The organism is Bradyrhizobium sp. Ses1 (assembly GCF_059512365.1).
This window is the reverse complement of the sequence record NZ_JCAMOQ010000087.1, coordinates 1-18,375: the sequence shown is the minus strand read 5'-3', so window position 1 is coordinate 18,375 and position 18,375 is coordinate 1. Positions and strand designations below refer to the sequence as shown.

The 18,375-nt window shown below is 58.1% G+C and carries 24 protein-coding genes and 2 pseudogenes; 8 read left to right on the top strand and 18 right to left on the bottom strand.

All coding sequences use genetic code 11. The annotated features are described in order from the left end of the window. Positions 1 to 141 (bottom strand): phage integrase N-terminal SAM-like domain-containing protein (locus AC5ZG5_RS43825; protein WP_496165534.1); only part of this gene is annotated, 141 nt, incomplete at its 3' end. Positions 142 to 452: 311 nt separating this feature from the next. Continuing rightward, entirely contained in the window at positions 453 to 698 is a 246-nt protein-coding gene (locus AC5ZG5_RS43820; RefSeq protein ID WP_496114146.1) for a Crp/Fnr family transcriptional regulator, read from the bottom strand. 45 nt (positions 699 to 743) lie between these two features. Between AC5ZG5_RS43820 and AC5ZG5_RS43815 the strand changes: the two genes are divergently transcribed. Then, entirely contained in the window at positions 744 to 1,103 is a 360-nt protein-coding gene (locus tag AC5ZG5_RS43815) for a hypothetical protein (protein WP_456646815.1), read from the top strand. Positions 1,104 to 1,468: 365 nt separating this feature from the next. Here the strand turns inward: AC5ZG5_RS43815 and AC5ZG5_RS43810 are convergent, their stop codons facing one another. Continuing rightward, complete coding sequence (locus tag AC5ZG5_RS43810; RefSeq protein ID WP_130231582.1) at positions 1,469 to 1,657, bottom strand: hypothetical protein; 189 nt, start codon at positions 1,655 to 1,657, stop codon at positions 1,469 to 1,471. Between the two features lie 539 nt (positions 1,658 to 2,196). On the opposite strand from AC5ZG5_RS43810, the gene AC5ZG5_RS43805 reads away from it, so the two are divergent. Next, positions 2,197 to 2,769, top strand: coding sequence for a hypothetical protein (locus AC5ZG5_RS43805; protein WP_456646816.1), 573 nt, complete (start codon positions 2,197 to 2,199; stop codon positions 2,767 to 2,769). Next, positions 2,714 to 3,882 (top strand): IS3 family transposase gene (locus AC5ZG5_RS43800; RefSeq protein WP_456646817.1). Its coding sequence is split into 2 segments (ribosomal slippage): positions 2,714 to 2,966 and positions 2,966 to 3,882, totalling 1,170 coding nucleotides; the frame shifts between segments, so codons are not numbered across the junction. Before AC5ZG5_RS43805 ends, AC5ZG5_RS43800 begins: the two co-directional genes overlap by 56 nt. Positions 3,883 to 4,117: 235 nt before the next feature. Here the strand turns inward: AC5ZG5_RS43800 and AC5ZG5_RS43795 are convergent. The 4 genes from AC5ZG5_RS43795 to AC5ZG5_RS43780 all read right to left on the bottom strand — a co-directional run bounded on the left by AC5ZG5_RS43795 (position 4,118) and on the right by AC5ZG5_RS43780 (position 6,159). Beyond that, positions 4,118 to 4,633 (bottom strand): Phasin protein, encoded by a 516-nt coding sequence (locus AC5ZG5_RS43795; protein WP_130227743.1) that lies wholly within the window; start codon positions 4,631 to 4,633, stop codon positions 4,118 to 4,120. 502 nt (positions 4,634 to 5,135) lie between these two features. Continuing rightward, positions 5,136 to 5,414, bottom strand: a complete 279-nt coding sequence (locus tag AC5ZG5_RS43790; protein ID WP_456646818.1) for a DUF1488 family protein — start codon at positions 5,412 to 5,414, stop codon at positions 5,136 to 5,138. Between the two features lie 223 nt (positions 5,415 to 5,637). Next, a complete protein-coding gene (locus AC5ZG5_RS43785; RefSeq protein WP_130227741.1) occupies positions 5,638 to 5,922 on the bottom strand; it encodes a hypothetical protein in 285 nt (94 codons plus the stop codon). Positions 5,923 to 5,958: 36 nt separating this feature from the next. Beyond that, positions 5,959 to 6,159 (bottom strand): hypothetical protein, encoded by a 201-nt coding sequence (locus tag AC5ZG5_RS43780; protein WP_456646819.1) that lies wholly within the window; start codon positions 6,157 to 6,159, stop codon positions 5,959 to 5,961. Positions 6,160 to 7,233: 1,074 nt separating this feature from the next. Between AC5ZG5_RS43780 and AC5ZG5_RS43775 the strand changes: the two are divergent. Then, positions 7,234 to 7,867 (top strand): annotated as a pseudogene (locus tag AC5ZG5_RS43775) (tyrosine-type recombinase/integrase). 89 nt (positions 7,868 to 7,956) lie between these two features. Here the strand turns inward: AC5ZG5_RS43775 and AC5ZG5_RS43770 are convergent. The 4 genes from AC5ZG5_RS43770 to AC5ZG5_RS43755 all read right to left on the bottom strand — a co-directional run bounded on the left by AC5ZG5_RS43770 (position 7,957) and on the right by AC5ZG5_RS43755 (position 11,165). Continuing rightward, the gene (locus AC5ZG5_RS43770; RefSeq protein WP_028162812.1) at positions 7,957 to 8,247 is read right to left on the bottom strand and encodes a DUF1330 domain-containing protein; all 291 of its coding nucleotides are present in this window, start codon (positions 8,245 to 8,247) and stop codon (positions 7,957 to 7,959) included. A gap of 226 nt (positions 8,248 to 8,473) precedes the next feature. After that, on the bottom strand, positions 8,474 to 9,205 hold the full coding sequence (locus AC5ZG5_RS43765) for an acetyltransferase domain-containing protein (RefSeq protein ID WP_130227738.1): 732 nt from the start codon (positions 9,203 to 9,205) through the stop codon (positions 8,474 to 8,476). A gap of 114 nt (positions 9,206 to 9,319) precedes the next feature. Beyond that, positions 9,320 to 9,979, bottom strand: a complete 660-nt coding sequence (locus AC5ZG5_RS43760) for an HD domain-containing protein (protein ID WP_456646827.1) — start codon at positions 9,977 to 9,979, stop codon at positions 9,320 to 9,322. 1,048 nt (positions 9,980 to 11,027) lie between these two features. Continuing rightward, on the bottom strand, positions 11,028 to 11,165 hold the full coding sequence (locus tag AC5ZG5_RS43755) for a hypothetical protein (protein WP_165420990.1): 138 nt from the start codon (positions 11,163 to 11,165) through the stop codon (positions 11,028 to 11,030). A 565-nt stretch (positions 11,166 to 11,730) separates the two neighbouring features. Between AC5ZG5_RS43755 and AC5ZG5_RS43750 the strand changes: the two genes are divergently transcribed. Genes AC5ZG5_RS43750 through AC5ZG5_RS43740 form a run of 3 tightly spaced genes read left to right on the top strand, consistent with a single transcriptional unit; the run spans position 11,731 to position 12,627 of the window. Beyond that, a complete protein-coding gene (locus AC5ZG5_RS43750; protein WP_456646820.1) occupies positions 11,731 to 12,000 on the top strand; it encodes a hypothetical protein in 270 nt (89 codons plus the stop codon). Next, positions 11,993 to 12,289, top strand: a complete 297-nt coding sequence (locus AC5ZG5_RS43745) for a hypothetical protein (protein ID WP_130227736.1) — start codon at positions 11,993 to 11,995, stop codon at positions 12,287 to 12,289. Before AC5ZG5_RS43750 ends, AC5ZG5_RS43745 begins: the two co-directional genes overlap by 8 nt. A 38-nt stretch (positions 12,290 to 12,327) precedes the next feature. Continuing rightward, entirely contained in the window at positions 12,328 to 12,627 is a 300-nt protein-coding gene (locus AC5ZG5_RS43740; protein WP_130227735.1) for a DUF1488 family protein, read from the top strand. Positions 12,628 to 12,666: 39 nt separating this feature from the next. On the opposite strand, the gene AC5ZG5_RS43735 is transcribed toward AC5ZG5_RS43740, so the two are convergent. The 7 genes and pseudogenes from AC5ZG5_RS43735 to AC5ZG5_RS43705 all read right to left on the bottom strand — a co-directional run bounded on the left by AC5ZG5_RS43735 (position 12,667) and on the right by AC5ZG5_RS43705 (position 17,167). Then, positions 12,667 to 12,960: a hypothetical protein gene (locus AC5ZG5_RS43735; protein ID WP_456646821.1), complete on the bottom strand. Its 294-nt coding sequence runs from the start codon at positions 12,958 to 12,960 to the stop codon at positions 12,667 to 12,669. 149 nt (positions 12,961 to 13,109) lie between these two features. Continuing rightward, positions 13,110 to 13,385: pseudogene (locus AC5ZG5_RS43730) on the bottom strand (30S ribosomal protein S21). 155 nt (positions 13,386 to 13,540) lie between these two features. Next, on the bottom strand, positions 13,541 to 13,783 hold the full coding sequence (locus AC5ZG5_RS43725) for a cold-shock protein (RefSeq protein WP_456646822.1): 243 nt from the start codon (positions 13,781 to 13,783) through the stop codon (positions 13,541 to 13,543). A 673-nt stretch (positions 13,784 to 14,456) separates the two neighbouring features. Further along, on the bottom strand, positions 14,457 to 14,993 hold the full coding sequence (locus AC5ZG5_RS43720; protein WP_130227732.1) for a ParB N-terminal domain-containing protein: 537 nt from the start codon (positions 14,991 to 14,993) through the stop codon (positions 14,457 to 14,459). Positions 14,994 to 15,307: 314 nt separating this feature from the next. Beyond that, positions 15,308 to 16,081 carry a DNA/RNA helicase domain-containing protein gene (locus AC5ZG5_RS43715; RefSeq protein ID WP_456646823.1) on the bottom strand — a complete coding sequence of 258 codons (774 nt, stop codon included), beginning with the start codon at positions 16,079 to 16,081 and terminating at the stop codon, positions 15,308 to 15,310. Beyond that, the gene (locus AC5ZG5_RS43710; RefSeq protein WP_496165533.1) at positions 16,068 to 16,148 is read right to left on the bottom strand and encodes a hypothetical protein; all 81 of its coding nucleotides are present in this window, start codon (positions 16,146 to 16,148) and stop codon (positions 16,068 to 16,070) included. The genes AC5ZG5_RS43715 and AC5ZG5_RS43710 overlap by 14 nt, the downstream gene beginning before the upstream one ends. A 71-nt stretch (positions 16,149 to 16,219) precedes the next feature. After that, on the bottom strand, positions 16,220 to 17,167 hold the full coding sequence (locus tag AC5ZG5_RS43705) for a DNA/RNA helicase domain-containing protein (protein ID WP_456646825.1): 948 nt from the start codon (positions 17,165 to 17,167) through the stop codon (positions 16,220 to 16,222). Between the two features lie 324 nt (positions 17,168 to 17,491). On the opposite strand from AC5ZG5_RS43705, the gene AC5ZG5_RS43700 reads away from it, so the two are divergent. Beyond that, the gene (locus AC5ZG5_RS43700) at positions 17,492 to 17,875 is read left to right on the top strand and encodes a hypothetical protein (RefSeq protein WP_349645102.1); all 384 of its coding nucleotides are present in this window, start codon (positions 17,492 to 17,494) and stop codon (positions 17,873 to 17,875) included. Positions 17,876 to 18,375: the final 500 nt, after the last annotated feature.

Sequence of the window (18,375 nt, the reverse complement as noted above, 5' to 3'; positions counted from 1 at the left end):
ATGCAGCTGGTAGCGCCGCACGTCCTCGAAGCTCGCCGTATCGGGCGAGCGCCCGAGAAACGCCGCGAAGTTCTTGATCCTTTGCACGTAGTCATGTTGGGTCTTCGGCGCTAACTTGCGGATCGTCATGTCTTCGATCATGCGTCGGCGCAACGGGCTCATTGCCTCGTCGATCATGGGGATGCTCCTGCCTTGAGTGAGGTTGTCGAAACCCCTCAATCTCAAGGCAGGACGCCCTGTTACGCTATCGTCTGGACACCGCTGCCAGCCGGTTCCCTACCGCGCGAGCGGTTTAGTCCCTTGGCCCTTCTGAGACATGCCGACCGCTATGATGAATGTCCGCATTCGAGGGCAAAGCGGAAAACATAGGCTCACATTGAGTTCTTCTCAGTTTGACCCGGAGCAGAAGTCGCAAGCTAAGATGACCCGAACTTCGATATTGAACGAGGCTATCATGTCAAAAGGCGAGCGATTTCCCGCAGTCGATCGACGTCTCGAATCTCAATTTGTCGATAGTCACAGAGCAACACCTTATCGGCCTGTAGCCGGCGGAGAACCGCGTTGATGGTCTTGCGTGTTAGTCCTGTCATTTCACCGAGCGCTTGCTGGCTAAGTGGCAGCGCGTCAAGTCTGGCGGTTACCTCCGCTATGGCCAAAAGTCGCGCGGCGACTCTCTGAGTGGGAGGCAGAGTCAACATGTCGGCACCGAACCTCATGGCGTAGCGAAGCTGGCGGTTGCCGCTGTGGCCGCAACATCGCTAACTGTGCCGGCACAAGCTGCGGTGTTCAGAGGATTTGGCGGCTTTCACGGTGTTGCGGTCGGGCGATTCGGCGGCGTTCACAACTTTCACTACGGAGCCTATCGGGGCGGCGCTTATTGGCGTGGTGGATACTACCACGGCGGCGGCTATTGGGGTGGCGGGTATTACCGCGGCTGCTGCTACGGGGGTGCCATTGCCGCAGGTGCCGCAGCGGGCGTTGCCGTGGGCGCGGCAGCGACGTCAACCTTCGCTGCACCGGCTGCTGTTTACGCGTCTCCGCCAGCCGCATATGTCGCGCCGCCGGTCGTATACGGATCACGAGGCTATTACTACATACGTTGATTAGCTCAACGTGTGTCACCGAGTGCTCATTCATATGCGTTGGATATAGCTAGTCTGACTCGGCAGCTCCCACTTGTCTGCTGGAATGAGAGTTCCAGCAGACGCCACCGACGCATGCTGACGTCCTCAGCGGTAACCATTGCACGGTTCGGCTGCTAGTTGCTCTCAGGTAGGCCAACCCGAAGGAGGCGATATGATCATAGTGATATTCGTGCTGGCGATGTGCATTGCCGCGGCGTACGCGGTCCTGGCGTTGTTGCTCTAGCGAACAGCCCGACTAACGCGCGGGCCGCCGGGGCCCGTTGCTTCCGCTTTCCGAGCGCCTTGAAAATATCGACGAAGCCGAGCGCCGGTTTGCGAAGCTGCTAGAAAAACGATTTGACCGTCAGCCCTGCTGCGCGGGCATCCTGTATGAATGTATGCGCTTCCTCATTGGACATTGTAAGGTCAGCGCCGCCGAGAAATTCCTCTCCTTTGGGTGTGTTCGCACGGAGCATCGTCTCGTGTCTGCCTACATCAACCGTATAATCAATGTCGCTTAGTGCTTCGGGCATGGCATCCTCCTCGATCCCGAAGCGAGCATATTGTGTCCATTTCAACCGGTCCTACAAGGCGACACTTGCGAGATAACGCTGCGGCGCGGTCGATCGTGGTTGGGGGGTATCTGTGGGCAGACCTGCCGTATTGGTCCGCTTGTGGCCCATCAGCGAAGTGGCGACACCCCTCATTGCGGTCCGCTTACTGGGGCGGAGCGGGCCAGATTTGCTCACTCTGTGTTCTTCGCATTTTGACCCCAACCGGACATCTATTCGACGTCGTAAAGCCGACGACCGTCCGGTAACAATTTGTAAGACACGTGAACTTAGTCAGCAAACTTGACCAACGCAAAGCCGCAAAAATCTGCTAAGTTGAGCAGTCGGGCGTCTGACCCTGCGGGGAGGCAATGGTGACGAACTCGGAAGTCTCCAGCGACCGACCGAACAAACCCGCGTCCGATAGTGACCCACTGAACAAAACGCCATCTGCTAACGAGCCATCGGACCAACCGGCATGGACTGTCAACTTTAGGGATCGCCTGCGGACGCGATTGCGATTGATCGGTGGAGCGCTCGCTTCGATCGCGGCTATCGGCGTGATCGCGGGTGGCTTCGTCGGCTACTGGACTGTGTGGAAGACGCTCCGCACCGACGTGTTTCCGGACAAGCAACAGACGCAGATGGAGGCTACGACCCGGCCCGATATTGCTCCCCGCTTATCACTAGTCGTCCTACCGTTCGCAAATCTCAACAGCGATCCGGAGCAGGACTATTTTGCCGACGGCATTACGACCGATCTGACGACCGACCTCGCGCGAATGCCCGGCGCATTCGTTATCGGACGCGGAACGGCCTTTACATACAAGAACAAGCAGATCGACTTCAGGACGCTTGGCAAGGACCTTGGCATCCGATGGGCGGTCCAGGGCGCGGTGCGGCGCAGCGGGGATCAGGTCCGGGTCAACGTATCACTTACAGATATCGCGAGCGGTCGGGACGTCTGGTCCGATCTGACCTGCCACTGCGTATTTCCTCCAGATGGAGTTAGAGTCCGGCCCGCAGAAGGACGGACAGATGGAGCGAGCAAGATTTTCGGAAGAGCAGATTATCGCAGTGTTGAAGGAGCATGAGGCTGGGGCGAAGACGGCTGACCTTGCTCGCAAGCATGGGATTTCCGAGGCGACGATCTACAATTGGAAGGCCAAATTTGGCGGTATGGATGTCTCCGAGGCCAAGCGGCTGAGGGGCTTGGAAGAGGAGAACGCGAAGCTAAAGAAGCTTCTGGCCGAGCAGATGCTCGATGCGGCCGCCCTTCGCGAGCTTCTTTCAAAAACATGGTAGGGCCCGCCGCCAAACGCGCTGCGGTCGCGCATCTGCAGGCCGTCATGAGCCTGTCGGAACGGCGGGCCTGCTCGATCGTGAGCGCGGATCGGAAGATGATCCGCTATCGGTCCAGCCGCCCTCCAGAGGCAGAGCTGCGAGGCCGGCTGCGAGATCTCGCCAACGAGCGGCGGCGTTTCGGCTACCGCCGGCTGTTCGTCCTGCTGCGGCGGGAGGGCGAGCCGTCGGGGATCAACCGGATCTACCGGCTTTATCGCGAGGAGGAACTCGCCGTCCGCAAGCGACGGGCTCGGCGCAAGGCTGTGGGGACCCGGGCCCCGATCCTGGTGGAGGCCAGGCCCAACGCGCGCTGGTCGCTCGACTTTGTCCACGACCAGTTCGCCAATGGCCGGCGCTTCCGCATCCTCAACATTGTCGACGACGTCACCAAAGAATGCCTGGGCGCCATTCCGGAGACGTCGATCTCGGGGCGGCGGGTGGCCCGCGAACTCACGACAATCGTCGAACGACGTGGCAAGCCAGGAATGATCGTGTCCGACCATGGCACCGAATTCACCTGCAATGCCATGCTCGCCTGGAGCAAGGATGCCGTCATCGACTGGCACTTCATCGCGCCCGGCAAGCCGATGCAGAACGGCTTCATCGAGAGCTTCAATGGCCGAATGCGCGATGAGCTGCTCAACGAGACCCTGTTCTTCGATCTCGACAACGCCCGCGCCAAGATCGCCAACTGGATCGCTGACTACAATCTCCGGCGACCTCACTCATCGTTGAAATACCTAACCGCCGCGGCCTATGCCGCCAACCTCACCGCAACGGACGATCGGCTACGCAATCCCGACCAGCTCCGCCGATCGTCCGTTGCTCCACCCGCGCCACTTGGCGTAACCGCCGCTGGATGAAAACGCAGTGGCAGGTCAACGAGACCAATGTTCGGGAAAGGCCTTCGCGCGCACTCAGGCTCGCTTTGTCCGAATTTGCCCGAACGAGACCACCAGAGCCGCCTATCGATAGGTCCGGCTTGGGCCAATGGCAGACGTTGATCCGCCCCTCAGTGAGCCTGCACTCGCCCAGCGAAGCAAGCAAACCGTACTCAGCGTTGCGTCCATCCATTTACGCAGCGGGGGCACTTGCCCATCATTGTTCAGGCAGAACCGTGAGCTTCCGAGACGCATCGATGCGCCAGAACGGATATGCAGCCATTTCTTTCGCATGCTGCCCGAACATCTCGATCCGTCTGCTTGTGAATTCCATAATGACGGCGAAAAAATCAATTGGCGACCTGATCGCCGTAAGCCTCAGGCCGAATTCAAAAGCAAATTGCCCGTTGGCCTGAGCTATCTCAAGAAGCTTCGCTTGATAAGCCTGCATGTTTGCCGTCGCTAAAGCGGAGCCTTTCGCTGGATCGCTATCCCTCATCCTCTGACTGAGGTCACCTGGTAACGCATCCACCCGGGTCTCAATGGTGGGAGCATCGTGTTTTGGATCGTCATGCAGTTTTAAAGGTGGTTCCATCGAGACCGTCGCAACAGAGCGCAGAAAATCGTCTTTCGGGCTTCTAACAATTGCCTGCTTGTTCCGTTGGGCTCGCGCGGCTACCTTTTTGGGATTGCGGACGCGCGTTGACGCTGTTCCCAACTTGCGCTTGCTCATCTGGCGCTCCAAGGAAATGGGGTCCGACCACAACGGTCATTTCTGAAAAGACAACAGGCTTTGCGATGTGGCGTTCCAAAGCCTCGGATTATGAATTGAGACCAATCGCACGGTCTGGAAGTCGATGATGATAGGTAGCAACTTCCAACCAACGAACGCCTAGCTGGAGATCCGACAGACCCATGTCCAACGGCAGCTGATTTTGCTGGAGCCAATGACTGCTCTGGGTCAAAATGCGAAAAACTCAGCGCGAGCAAATCTGGTCCGCTAATGCCTGCTAAATGGACCTCAATTAGAGGTCCCACCACTTCGCAGATGGGCCAATAGCGACATGACGTTCCGGCGTCGCGAGAAAGTAAATCGAGTTCGGTGCTGCGAACCGACTACCAGCATTCGCGAGCCCGAGCACGCCAAGTCGTATTAATGCAGCCCAAAGCACAGGCGTTTTCGATGGAATTGCAGGTATCGCGCTGGGCATGATGCTTGCTGACTTCTCCCGTGATTATGTTTTGAAGTCGATACTGCGCAAGATAATGCCTGGAGAAGTGCCTTCGAACTCCATAGCTAGGACTTTGTGAGCGGCACGCTCTTCAAACCGATCGCGGAGTTTCATGATTTGCGCCTCGCGCTGGTTGGACCCGGACCGCGCTACACCTTCCAGATCATCCATCGCGGAAGTCGAGATGGCGCACGGTATCTCCCTTTGGCCGTCAACCATCGAAAACAGCATGACCATCCTGTCGAACTCGTAGCCGAGAAATCGACCACGCGTGAGCGCCATTGGACCTACTCCTTTCCATCAGGTCGAAATCAACCGCCCGACGCTTGAAACCGCCCGATCGTTTACGCGACTTGCCATTGGAGCTTTGAAGGCCGGACGAGATCCGCGGCTATGTGTCCTATGACGTGGAGCGGCCAATCTCGCTCTCGTGCAGCACTGAGCACGTGCAACCGCTGGACGGACGCGGATCTATGGACAACGCGTTGGATGCCGCTAGCCATTTCTACTTCTTTTTGCCCTCAGCGAAGGTCGGCTGCCATCCCGCACCCTTTTGGCTTGGTGCTGCGGCGATGACTTTGATCTTCTTCTTTTTGGGTTTCTTAGCTTCCCGATTGCTTCTTTGTTGACCTTTGGCCATGTCGATCTCCTTGGGTTTGAGGATGACGCAAATTGAAATCCAGAATTGGCCAAATTCGTAGTCAGAAATTATCATCCGGTTCAGACAGGCGACCGTGTCATCGCGTCTGAGCAAAAATCGGGGGTCAGGCCCTCGCGCCGGAATCGCCATTCCGGTGCACCGGAGAGGGGAAACTCTTGCCGTGGATCAGGTTTTGCGCTTCCGGGCCGCCGCTTCGGCCTCGCGAGCCAGTCGTTCAGCCTTTAACCGCTCGCGGTTTGCATGAAACGCCGCCTGCGTGCGTTCATACTCGGACATCGCTACTTTGGCATCGGCTTCCTTGAAGGCCCTTCGCGCCTCACGTTGGGCGGCAGTGGGGGGCCTGCGTTCGTAATTATAAGCGGTCATTCCTCCTCCTTCGGCGATAGCCGTAATCGGACAGGTTTCTCGCTTCCAACCGGGGCTTGTTGGGGTGCTGCATGGTTATCCGACTCCCGGCTGCCGGACTTTGTTCCGCTCTCGGGCGAGACGTGGTGACGCGGCCGACCGGCCCGGACCCATATTGGTCTGATAGCGGGCCCCCCCTGGGTATACTTTTAGACCTTGCGCATGCGCTCTTTGGGTATACGCTGGTAGCCATCACCGCTCTTCCTGGGCATCCATCGGTGACTGAGAGTGTTGCGCTCCCGCCACAAAGGGAGTGCCGCATGCCCGACGCGCAACTCACTAACAAGCTGCCGTCACGCCAACTCGTGCGGCCCAGGTGTCCCATGTGCCAAGCCCACATGGAAGTCCTGCATGTGGCGCCGGGGAGACCCGGTTTTGAGTACTGGACCTTAAGATGCAAGAAATGCGGGCTTATCCATGAAGCTCAGGCCGCTGCGGATCCGATCAACTCCGAAGCACTGGGCTGGTTCGACGGCGAACTGAAGCCGCCCCGATAAAGCTGTTGCCGGGCGAATGAGCGCCTGCCGGCGAGGCTCTCGACAAAAGGAAGCTCCCTCGTGAAATACGACCTATACAACAGTAAGGGGAGACTACGTCGGCCTGGTCATCGGTCCCGCCATTTTCGACCTTACCGGCAAGTTGCTCTATGAGCTCAAAGGCACCAAAATTTACCGAGAATCCGGTGAATTGATTGGCCATCTGTATCGCGCGGGCGCGTCGGAAACGCTGCGCCTCGACAGAGCAGCCGACCGATTGTTCTCATCGCGCGAACGAGAGCGCCGCAGATAGAGGCTGTCACGGCGCATGGTCTTTACTCCTCCCAGGTACGCTCGCCGCCCTCGCATTCAAACATCATCGTTCGGACCAGAGTCGGACTACCTCCGCACTTGCACCGCGCGATGACCGCTACGGTCAAAATCCGTCGCCCGATCGGTCGAATTGGACCCAAGTACGTCTTCAATCGTCTGAAAGCCGACGTCATTTCAGAGGTCACCGGCTTGAGAATGGTCGACCTCATTAATTGAAGAGGTCACCATGATCGAAGTCTTAAGCACCATCGAGAAGGTCGCAAAGCACGTCCCGTGGAACAAGGGTAAGATCGTCGGTGCGAAGCCACCACTCCGTCCGAAGCACCTCTGGTCCATCCGGACAAAGCTCCAGGTCGAGGGCCGGCTCCGCGATCTGGTGCTGTTCAACGTGGCCATCGACAGTAAACTTCGTGGCTGCGATGTCGTGGCGCTGAAGGTCGATGACATCGCGCCAAGCGGCAACGCGGCTGATCGTGCAATCATCCGGCAGAAGAAGACGGGACGACCGGTCAAATTTGAACTCACCGAGTCGACGCGCCAAGCCGTCGACGACTATCTGAGAGCGACGGGCAAGAAGCCGGGAGAATACCTATTCACCGGCCGGCGGCGACCTAGTTGTCTAACCACTCGGCAGTACGCGCGGCTTCTGTCTGATTGGCTTACCCAGCGTCAGGCTTGATCCACACCTGTTCGGAACACATTCACTTCGGCGAACAAAGGCGACTCTGATCTACCGGCGGACGTGCAACTTGCGAGCCGTGTAGCTTTTGTTGGGCCACACGAAAATCGAGAGCACCGTCCGATATCTGGGCATTGAGGGCGACGACGCGCTCGCCATAGCAGAACAGGTTGACGTCTGAACTACCGGGGCAGAGCGGACATGCTCTGCCCGTGCTTTATCAGCGGCTTCGCGCCAACAGCGGACACCAACGTGCGGCCCAGCGGGCCATCAGCCGAGGCCCTCCACGCCGACCAAACGCGCTGAGCTGCAAGAGTCTCTTATGCTTTTGAGTCCTTGGTACGTTGCGCCATTGTAAAAGGCCTCAAATGCCGCGATTGACGGGAATTCCAGCAAGACAATCCTGCGAGGTTCCCAATCTCCTTCGTAGACCTTGTGAGCTCCGCCTCGAGCCAGATATTTGCCTCCGGCCATCTCCAGCGCAGGCTTCACACCCGACATGAATTCCTGGTATTGCTTTGGGTCACGAATATCGACGTCAAAAATCATGTAAGCCGCCATTTGCGGTCTCCCGATCCAGTTGTATCGAACGCCGCTCCCCAGTGAGGCAGCATCGGGGGCTGCATCCGCTCGCGTCAAATCAAATGTCCGCAAGGGGTCAACAGCCCCGATTAGCTGATCGGTCGGTCACTTCCGCTTTACCCCGATAAAGCGGACCATTTCGAAGCCAAGCCGAACCTCGCTCTTGGGCCATAAGCGGAAGTGCCTTCGAGGCAGCCTGCCGACGCTAGAAGCCCATCCTTTCACGTCTTCGATTTGCAGGTTCAAGACGCCGACTGACGCAACGCAGTTCACTCGCGGCGTCCTCCCTGGTCGCTGGTTGATCGCCGCAGCCGAATCTCTTCCCTTTCAAAGATCTGCTCAAAGATAGCTCAGCCACCAGTCGGAACGGCGTTGTTTGAGATCGGCGAACCAGCGGCAGAGTGGATAAAGAGCTGCGACCACCAAGAGCCAGATGACGTAGACGCCCGCAAGGCTTAGGCCATAAGTCGAGGGCCGCGCACCCTGGGCCATGCTGGATAAGGAAGGAGGCTGTGCCGCATTGAACCCACGCGAGGACGACCGCGGCTGCATGGATCAGGAAAATATGGACGACGTAATAGATGAAAGGCACGCGTCCATAAGTGATGATGAAGCCCGCGACTGTGCCGCGTGCGCGTTCGAACAGCGCGGGGACCAGGAAAGCGGGGCCTAGCGTCATCGCGCGATAAAGTAGCGACGGCGGATATTTTTCGCAATCCAGGAACGACAGCAAGGTCGGGAGCCACGAGCTCTGCATCAACCATGGCCGCGGATCGCCATGTAGATTGGAGGCCCGCAACGCGATGAAGCCCGCAAGCGTCACTATGCCGAGCGTCGCAAACCAGCGTCGCCGCGCGTCCTGTTCAAGCTCGAACAGGGGCCAGAGCGCATAACCGGCCGCCATCACGCCGATCCAGGGTACGAGCGGATAAAGCACGAACAGCCTCGCGGACGGCCCAACCTGCACAAATCCCGGTCGATGCAAAACGTGCCATATCCACTCCACCGCTCCCAACTGATCCCCGCTAATCGTCAGGGCTCACCCTGTTCCTCAACCTGCCACGGTAGTGCTAGCGGCCCAACGCGAGCTCCGCATCAGGCTGCAAAAGTTGCGGCGGTGAAAATGGGGGTCCTTGTCGGCCATGATATCGGCGAGGCCGGTGTCTTGGGTCATTTCCGGCCGGTGCTTGAGGCCGTCGTAAAACACCTGGAGAAGGTCCTCCGCGAATTGCGGCGGACGGGGATAGGCCGTCGCCACCGCCTCCCGCTGCGCGTCGGTGAATTCGTCATAGCCAAGGCTTACCAGATCCATCATCACGCCCTCCGCAGTAAGCGCGGCGACGGGATGCAGGTGCTCGGAGATTCCCGGCGTGGTGTGCAGCGCGATCGCAAGCCAGACCTTCTCGATATCGCTTTCCGAGATGCCGTGGCTTCGCAGGAAGTCGCGCGCCGCATTCGCGCCGTCCAGCTCGAAGCGCAGCCGACTTTCCCGGAAGCCGGAGGTCAAGCCGATATCATGGAACATGGTCGCCGTGTACAGCAGCTCCGGATCGATGGTCAGCCCCTTCCGCTTCCCGGCCAGGGCACCCCAGAAATAGACGCGCGTGGAGTGCTGAAACAGAAGGTCGCTCTCGGTGTCGCGAATGAACTGCGTTGCTTCGCGCGCCAATTGGCTGTCGGGAATCTTCACGCCGGAAATCTCGTTGACCATCATGGTGCATCCTCCATCAGTATCAGGTAAGGCCCGAACTCATGCCTTTCAGGTCAGGGCCGAGGTGACCCGCATTACCGCTGGTTTCTGAACTGTCGTTAGTAAGCCCGCATTTTAACCTGACGATGCCCCTTCAAGGAATGGGAGAACAACTCCACATTCAGCAACCCGCGAAGGGGAGCCAGAAGGTGCCGATCGCCTCAGCGACGCATTTGTCGATGGTGCTGCTGTTCATGGGTTCCTCCCTGGTTGATGCAACCGATCGGTTCGGGAGCGACGTCGACAAAGCGGTCGATCAAACGCGGCGCGTCGGGAGCCTCGGTTCAACGCGGAACCTTTAACTTACGTCAATAGGATACGCCCTCCTGCCCCGGTGGGAAAGCGGCGCTGGGCCGGCCACCGCCAAAACCGAGCCGAAGGTCCGGAAGGGGTCAAAAGCGCCGATTGGAAGGTCGACCAGTCACTTCCGATCTACCCCGATAAGCAGACGATTTCCGATCCCGTCCCGGACTTCGCATTCGGGCCAACAGCGGCCATCGGCGATGAGGCAAGCCCGCGATTTTGCGATCCGAGAAAGATCGAGATGGGGAGTTATCGGACGCCAGACATATCGAGGAAGGGCCGAAGCGCCTTCATCGCTTCGTCTGCCACGACTGCTCTAGCCCGGTAAGCTGACCACAAATTCCGCGCGGATGGCCGGCATAAAAACCAGCGATTTGCTTTCGGGGGCGTCCTTCTCAAACGACCATTCTCAGCCGAACGGATTGGCGGTTTGACCTATTGTGTACTCTATACCTTTGATATTTCCTCAGGCGGCCTTCATGTCGTTTTCGGCGGGCGTAATTTGCTCTTGGTCTATGCTTGAAAATCCGGGACCTGCATTGGACCGATGTAAACGCACTTGATACACCGAAACTTACGATCGCCTGTGACGATCACGAAGTGCATCGGTCATTCCTGCCCTTGTTAGCCCAGCGAGGGCAGGCGGATCACAGGACTTGCGAGATGCCAAAAGCTGAATGACATAATCGCTACGACCGATCAGCGGCTATTTCTTCCTCCCTGGCGTCAAGCTCGGCTGCTGCCAGGTCGCAGCTTTCTGGCTAGGCGCTGCGGCGATGACCTTGATCTTTTCTTTCTTGGGCTTCTTGGCTTCGCGGTTGCCTCGTTGCTGGCCTTTGGCCATGGCGGTCTACTCCTGCTTTTCGAGATGGTTGAAGCGTCTGACAACAGGACCTGCCCGCGCGGGGTACAGATCCTCACGTCGATGCAGCCTTCTTGCACGAGCTGCCTCGCCTTCCTCAGCGCGGCCGCCACCGTGACGCGCCGAGATGTTCGCTGATACCTTCATGGTGGCCGCTGACCAGGTATTTCAGTTTAGGCATGGAAGACGGCCACCGCGATCACAATGATCCCGAGCAACCGCAGGACGATGGCCGGCGGTACGATCCACTCGGTCAGACGAAATTGCCGCAAGGGTACACGCCTGCGCTTTGCGGCGGGAGCGTGCGCGGCCCTCAGTCACCGATGGACGCCACGGTAAATGCGGTGATAGCCGACCCTACGCCTATGTTTTGGGAATAGCGAGCGCTAAAGCATTTTGCGTCAGCTGCGACAAGAGCACGCGCGAAGCGATGGAATACCTCTATTGGCCGCGCGGGCCAAGAAAGCGATGGCTATTGCAGCACAAGGAGCGCATGCTGCTCTCGGGGCCAGCGCAGACGCCGGCGTTTTGCGAAAGGCAGGCGCGCATGACCATCCGTTCCCGACGAGAAGTCGTCACCTTCAAGCACCCGTTCCGAATCAGGGGTATCGATCGCCTGTTGCCCGCCGGCGCCTATGAGGTCGTCACCGACGAGGAGACGATCGAAGGGCTATCGTTCGAGGCGTTCCGCCGCGTCGCCACCATGATCAAGGTGCGGGTGGAAGGCTCTCGCGGGTTGGCGATGGAGGTGGTCTCGATCGGCTCTGTCGATCTGGCCGACGCGCAACGCATTGACGCGAGCGCATCCGATGCCTGACGAACCGCTCGATCTCGACCGTCACCGCGGCATGGCGGCGCAAAAGGCAACCGACATCCGCCGTGCGCTCGCGGAGGTCGAGACCCGTGCACGGGAACTGCGCGAGCGCCGGGCCGAGGTGGAAGACCATCTGTTGTCGATTCCCGCCGCGTCGTGGCCGGAGGCGGCCGCCAAGGCGCGCTATGTGCTCAAGCTGTACGCCGCGGGCCTACCGCCGGAAGACACAAGGCATCGCGATCTCGTCGCGGCCATCCTCGTGGACTTTGCTCGGCTTAGCGAGCGGGGCTGAGGCATCAGTGGCTGCGCCGCTGTCAAGGAGTGGGTCATATGACGCTCATGCCAGGCCGCTTCATCGGCTATGAATACGACAGGATGGTCGTCCTGTTCTCGATGCTCGACGGCCAGAGGGAGGTCCCCTGCGCCATTTCAACTTCAGCCATGGATGAGTTGGAGGGTGTGGTGCGCGCGAGAGCGGGCCAGCGCGAGGCGCAATTCATGCGGTTGCGCGAGCGCATCGAGACCTGCGCCGCCGGCAAATATCAGGCGAGTGAGTTCGAAGGCACGCCGCCCAGCATTATTCTGCGCAGCATCGACTTCCGAAAAGACCGCACTTCGGCAAGTGAGTAAGCCAAACGCGCATAAGGAAAGTTATCTGACGAGATCGCGTTAGTGCTGAACTTCTTTCAGGCGGACGACAAGGCCCGTAGGCTCGGGCTGATGTGTCGTCAACTTCGTAAAGTCAGCGTCGGCCCAATCCGCTAGACTTATTACCTCTCCTTCCTCAGCCTCCATCCCAAAAACTTCGAGCAGTTCCAGCACGTGCAGCCCCCTGGGATCGAGAAAGAACGTATGCTGCCCAAACAGCTCGCGGAACTGTGCGGCTGCCGGATGATCCTCGGCAAGCACTTGTGCCTGAAACTGTGACAGCGTTTTCGTTATCTGGGCTTCATTCAACTTCATGACCTGTTCCTGATCTTCAGCCCCTGAGCCCTTCGTCTATTGCTCCGTCGTCGTAGCTCAGAGCTCGTTGTGGATGGCTGCGTTACGGAGCAGTTGCAAATACCAAGTCGGCGGGCGACTGGCCGATCCGTCTCACACGCCCATTAGATTTAGCGTATGCCGCTAGTGGTGACGGGCAGCGTTAGCATACGCTTGCTCACGACTCGTTCCCTTTTTTGTGGCGCGGCGATGAGCCCCTCGCGGATGGCCTGTTTCCGAGCAAGCTTACGGGCGCGGCGGATAGCGTCTGATTTCTCTCTGGTCTTTTTGCCGCTTTTCGTAGCAGCGACGGCGTTTCATTCCCTGAACATGCGCTCGCGCTGTATTTTCGTCTTGAGAACTCGAAGCGCCTGGTCGACGTTGTTGTCGCGAACAATTACCTGCAAAGTTGCTGCTCCCTCCGAGTTGCGGCGCCAGATCGGTTATAGTCGTAGCAACCTAAGCGTGGCGACCGACCCGGCCAATGATCCCAGATTGAAGGAACGGATTGCCCTTCACGTGCAAGAGCCCGCTCAATCCCGAGATCGAGCGGACCGCACCGTCATTCCAGTACATCCGTGAAATGACGAAAACTTTTATGCGAGGGAGGGTTCTCTGCGCTGTCTTTACCGCTCTTCCGGTCGCTCCTGACCTCGTAGTTCACCCGTTGGCCCTCGGCGAGGCCACAGAGGTCCGCACGCTCGACCGCGCTGATATGAACGAACACGTCCTTGTCGCCATCGTTGGGTTGAATAAACCCCAAGCCCTTCTGCCCCTTAAACCACTTCAATGTACCTGCAGCCACACCACTTCTCCAAAGCGCAACGCGCATCCTCTCGCGTGGACTCACGCGATTCCAAAATCCAATCCGACGATGTCTCTGGAAAAGGGCCGCTTGGACCACTCAACATGGCGCCACGGCTAATCGAACAATCAGTAAGGTAGTCACTTTCTTCGAGAATACAAGGCTGGTTTCCTGCGCTGCCCGAAGTCGCGGCGGCGAGCGAGAGCCCGCCATCCCTCACAAACGTCCAGCGCGGAGCGGTGTGTCTGGAAGGGTCAGTATTACTCCCCCTGATCCACACAAAGGGTGGCTTGGACCGCTTAGGGTCACAAGCCGATGTCGGCGGTCTACTCTGCCTCCGGCCGCTCTCCCCCAAAGAAACGGCACATAACGAGCTGACGGACCCAGGTGCTAGCACATACGATCGTAAACCCGCTAACTCCGCAGCGTTCGCGTATTGACAATTATGGAAGAAGTGGGCCGGGGGCATAGTGGCTGTTCGTCCTCATCGGCACTCCTTAAGCCTACGGAATACCCCATCGCTCTATCACTAGGTTTTCGAACCCTAAGTTCGCTCGACAAACCCGTCGGGAGGCCGCGCGCAGGCGAGAGCTGCTCTTCAGCCGAGTGGACTAATTTCGGAATGAAGCTGTCAACGTGGTCATTTTCAAAGTCGCCGTAGCCGAGTCGACAATCAGTAACGACCACCATCGCGCTTCTGTTGCGTGAGCCATTCCGATAAGGTCTTTGGTGTTGATGCTGGAGTCCTGCGATTTAATTGGCTCGGCGTTGCTTGGAGATTGTTCCGGATGCCTTTCGCCGGGCCTTTTCGCAGAAGCTCCGCTGAGCCCGCCTCGATGACAGCCTTTGGAGCAAGAGCTAGTTGCTCGGCAGCCTCCTTTTCGAGGCGCAACTTTTTTAAGCGCGCCATCTTGTCGCGCTCCGCTTCTGCCTCAGCGCTATGGGGTAAAAGCGTCTTTTGGTGAGCAATCTCGGCCGAGCCCAAGAGCCCGATGATGGTTTTTTCGCCAAGAGCCTTGCAGGCCTCCAACCTGTGCAGTCCCTCAACGAGGACGAAGCGGTCTTCATCGGGTCGAACGACAATGGGCGCTTGTTGCCCGATTTCCAGAATACTTTCCGCGATTTCTTGAACGAGCTCAGGCTTAAGAGCTTTCTTTCTCTTCACAGGAACATAAATCTTGTCGATGGGGAAGCGTTCCGGTGTAAGCATAGCCTGTACTCCGTAGTGACTGAGCCCATCCAAAACCACCCAGGGCCGGCGGCAGGATCTTAGGGATAAAGCCCTCTAGCGCCAAGGCCAAGGCAATCTCATCGAGCCTGCCAGCAAGGTGATGGGTCGGCGGCGATCTGGCGCGTGACGGGCGAGCAGCAGAGCAGAGGAGCCTGCGGCCGTGAATCCGCTGCTATCTCAGTGCATGAGGCCACCTATCGGCTGCGTCGGCTTTGCGCAAAAATAGCCGTTCGCAAATCCGATGTTATGGAAAAAGTCGGTCGATGGCCCATTTGCTAGCCGCAGTCGCGCACCTATGAAATAAGCGGCAGACCGCATTTTGAGAGGAAAGCTGCTGTTCCGTCGTAGTACGAAGGCGGACGAGTGGCCTCGATGACATCGCCAGCCGGGACGTAGATGACCATGCCCTGGCGGGCGCGCGTCAGCAGCACACGGTAGGCATTGACCAGGTAGATCTTGCGGTTCTCATCATTGACGTTCAGCCAGCGCGTCCCCGAAAACCGATAGCACTGCCATTTGCCATCGATCGAGCGAAGATCGGCGTCCCAGCAGACTCCCACCCAGTCGAGCTCAAGGCCCTGTATATCGAACTCGGTCGCAGGGTCTTCCATATAGTAGGACGAGCGAACGTCGTCTCTTCCGTTCAGGAACCAGGTTGGAGCATCAATCTTTTCGTGGACGTTGATCCCCTCCGGCTTTAGGCGGGATGCGCCTGATGACGCCACCAGGCCAACTCGTTCAGAACCTCGCGCGCGATCGCGAAGCCACTGCTTTGCCTGCGCTAGATTTCGCGTTATCGCGATCGGATATGACGCCTTAACCGCCTGATAGATTTTCTTGGCCTCATCAGCTTCACCCGCGACCAGTGCACCAACAAACTCCGACAGCTTTTCGGCACGAAACGACCGAACCGAGACAGCAAGGTGGAGCGCCGACAAGGATTGCCTGTCGAGCCCCTCGAGCTCGGCCAATGGTAGTCGCGGTGCGCCAACTTCGTAGACGTGTAGACTTTCCAGCCACGGAAACTCCGCTTGAGCGCCGAAAACCACTCCCTCAAGCCAGCTCACCGGCGTTGATCTCCTGCCCTCCGCCAACCAGGCAAATGATGACGCACCAGCCGTCATGCCGATCCATCACGCTGATAAGGAATTCGGGCTCCGACATCTGAAAATTCGGCTGACCTCTCTTCTGGCCCATAAACTTCGCTAAGGGTTCATGTCCCAAGCGCGCTGCGCCTCGTCGAACACAGCAACACGCTCGATCGGCGGCTCGGAAGTCACGACATTACTGTCGCGAAAGTGCATGATGTTTTGAACAAAGCTGTTCACCTTCCGAGCAGCGTCCGATTTCTTGGTCTTTTGACCCTGCTCCTTCAGTCGACCGTACTCGTCCCGCGCGAGGGCCTCGCGTAGAACCTCCACCAAAGGGCCGTTTCCAGAAAGGAATACCGCATGCTCTTCTTTGTGCGCCTGGGTGCGCAGCGTCACCAAATTGAGTCCCGCCAATGTCTTTCCGGCACCGGGCACTCCAGTTACGAAGCAGATTGCCTTGCGTTGATGCGCCTTGGCGTCTTCGATGATGTCCGCAAGACGTGCCGCCGTCTCGCTGAGGTTCTTTGCGCCGGCGTCGGACCTCGTGATGTCTTCGACGCGGTGTCCTTGGTATAGCGCCTGCGCCGCCTCAATGATCGTTGGGGTCGGCTTGTACCCAGTCCGCGACCACTTTCCACCGTCAAGGAAAGCTTGTCCCGGCGTCTGTTTGACCATCTCGTCGACAATCCTACCGAGATTGCTGCCATTTGAGCCGATTGGGCTGGCCACCCCGTCTGATCCCCACGTCAACTCGAACGGAGATTCATCAGCCATCGTCGCAACAACGATCGGAACTATTCGGCGATCGTGGCTACCGGCATGAAAGTTCTTGAGGTCGAGGGCGTAATCCATCACCTGATCGAATGCCGCCGCATCGAATTGATGCGAACCCACCTTGAACTCGATAACAAAGACGAACCCCGCAGTGACCAACACCACGTCAGCCCGCTTGCCCATACGAGGGATAGCAAATTCAAAGGCGATCCAACCGTTGAGGCCCCGGAGTTGGCGTCGAACGATATCGATCTGGCCTAGCCACGCATTGCGCTGCAGCGCGTCCAATGCAAACGGGTTTCGCTTGGCGAGATGTCCCAGGATCGCTTCGGAGGGCTGATCGAAAACGTCCGCGATCGGGCTAGAATAATACGCGGTAACTAGAGCGGTCGGAGCCCGTGCTTCAACGGTTGATCCTATGTATTTAGAGAATATCAATCTCGCAAACTGGCCGAGATACTAGCCAAATCTTCCGATTATCGCGTTCTTCGCAAGCTTATCCCAAGAGATGAGTTTGCAATATGCAATGGGCAAGCTACGAGAACTGGCATTCTGCTCGACCTCGAGACTACTGGACTGAACACGGCGCAGGACGAAATCATCGAACTTGCCATGGTCAAGTTCACCTATCTGCCGGACGATAGAATAGCGGCCATTACGGAGGTCTTTTCTGCCTTCAACGAGCCGTCAATTCCGATACCGGAAGAGATTACCGAGCTCACGGGCATTACGGATGAGATGGTATCGGGCCATCGTATCGATCCCGATGTCGTTGCGTCCTTCGCATCCGACGCAGTTCTGCGTCATAGCCCACAATGCGAACTTCGACCGAAAGTTTGCGGAGCGATATTGGCCTCAGTTCGAGAGGAAGCCCTGGGCTTGTTCAGCGACGGAAGTCGAGTGGCGAAAGCACGGATTCCACGGGTCTCACCTAGGTTATCTATTGGCCAGCGTTGGTCTCTTCCATCAGGCGCATCGAGCCATCGACGACTGTAGAGCATTGATAGAGATCCTATCGTCGGACGTCCCGAAACTGAATCGATCCGCCTTCGCACTCCTGCTTGAGCGAGCTCGCCGCAAGACTATTCGTATTTGAGCAGAACAATCTCCGTTTGAGCTGAAGGACACGCTCAAGAAGCGGGGCTATCGCTGGCGCGACGGCTCCGATGGAAGGCCGCGGTCTTGGCATATTGACGTGGACGAGGCCAGTCAAACAGCTGAGATCGAGTTCTTACGGAAGACAATTTATCTGCGAGATGAGGATCCGCGAATCCAGATGATGAGCGCGATGAATAGGTTTTCGAACAGGGTTTGATCTCGCTGTGCTGTCGTGGAAACTCGGCTAGGCGCTGACCGCCAGTGGCTTTTGTATTTAATTCCGATTCCTTGCGTGCGAAGTAGGGTGGGATGCGCGAGTTCCCCCCCACTGACAATTGGGGACTTCCGAATACCTAGCCCGCTGACACGCACCGGAAAATTTGATTGAATCGGGGCGC

Bases quoted from the DNA above. Each gene is read 5' to 3' on its own strand.
- AC5ZG5_RS43820 (WP_496114146.1), bottom strand. From the start codon at position 698: ATGTTGACTCTGCCTCCCACTCAGAGAGTCGCCGCGCGACTTTTGGCC.
- AC5ZG5_RS43810 (WP_130231582.1), bottom strand. From the start codon at position 1,657: ATGCCCGAAGCACTAAGCGACATTGATTATACGGTTGATGTAGGCAGA.
- AC5ZG5_RS43795 (WP_130227743.1), bottom strand. From the start codon at position 4,633: ATGAGCAAGCGCAAGTTGGGAACAGCGTCAACGCGCGTCCGCAATCCC.
- AC5ZG5_RS43790 (WP_456646818.1), bottom strand. From the start codon at position 5,414: ATGGCGCTCACGCGTGGTCGATTTCTCGGCTACGAGTTCGACAGGATG.
- AC5ZG5_RS43785 (WP_130227741.1), bottom strand. From the start codon at position 5,922: ATGGCGATTCCGGCGCGAGGGCCTGACCCCCGATTTTTGCTCAGACGC.
- AC5ZG5_RS43780 (WP_456646819.1), bottom strand. From the start codon at position 6,159: ATGACCGCTTATAATTACGAACGCAGGCCCCCCACTGCCGCCCAACGT.
- AC5ZG5_RS43770 (WP_028162812.1), bottom strand. From the start codon at position 8,247: ATGGCGGCTTACATGATTTTTGACGTCGATATTCGTGACCCAAAGCAA.
- AC5ZG5_RS43760 (WP_456646827.1), bottom strand. From the start codon at position 9,979: ATGGTCAACGAGATTTCCGGCGTGAAGATTCCCGACAGCCAATTGGCG.
- AC5ZG5_RS43755 (WP_165420990.1), bottom strand. From the start codon at position 11,165: ATGGCCAAAGGCCAGCAACGAGGCAACCGCGAAGCCAAGAAGCCCAAG.
- AC5ZG5_RS43750 (WP_456646820.1), top strand. From the start codon at position 11,731: ATGACCATCCGTTCCCGACGAGAAGTCGTCACCTTCAAGCACCCGTTC.
- AC5ZG5_RS43745 (WP_130227736.1), top strand. From the start codon at position 11,993: ATGCCTGACGAACCGCTCGATCTCGACCGTCACCGCGGCATGGCGGCG.
- AC5ZG5_RS43740 (WP_130227735.1), top strand. From the start codon at position 12,328: ATGACGCTCATGCCAGGCCGCTTCATCGGCTATGAATACGACAGGATG.
- AC5ZG5_RS43735 (WP_456646821.1), bottom strand. From the start codon at position 12,960: ATGAAGTTGAATGAAGCCCAGATAACGAAAACGCTGTCACAGTTTCAG.
- AC5ZG5_RS43720 (WP_130227732.1), bottom strand. From the start codon at position 14,993: ATGCTTACACCGGAACGCTTCCCCATCGACAAGATTTATGTTCCTGTG.
- AC5ZG5_RS43710 (WP_496165533.1), bottom strand. From the start codon at position 16,148: ATGGATCGGCATGACGGCTGGTGCGTCATCATTTGCCTGGTTGGCGGA.
- AC5ZG5_RS43700 (WP_349645102.1), top strand. From the start codon at position 17,492: ATGGTCAAGTTCACCTATCTGCCGGACGATAGAATAGCGGCCATTACG.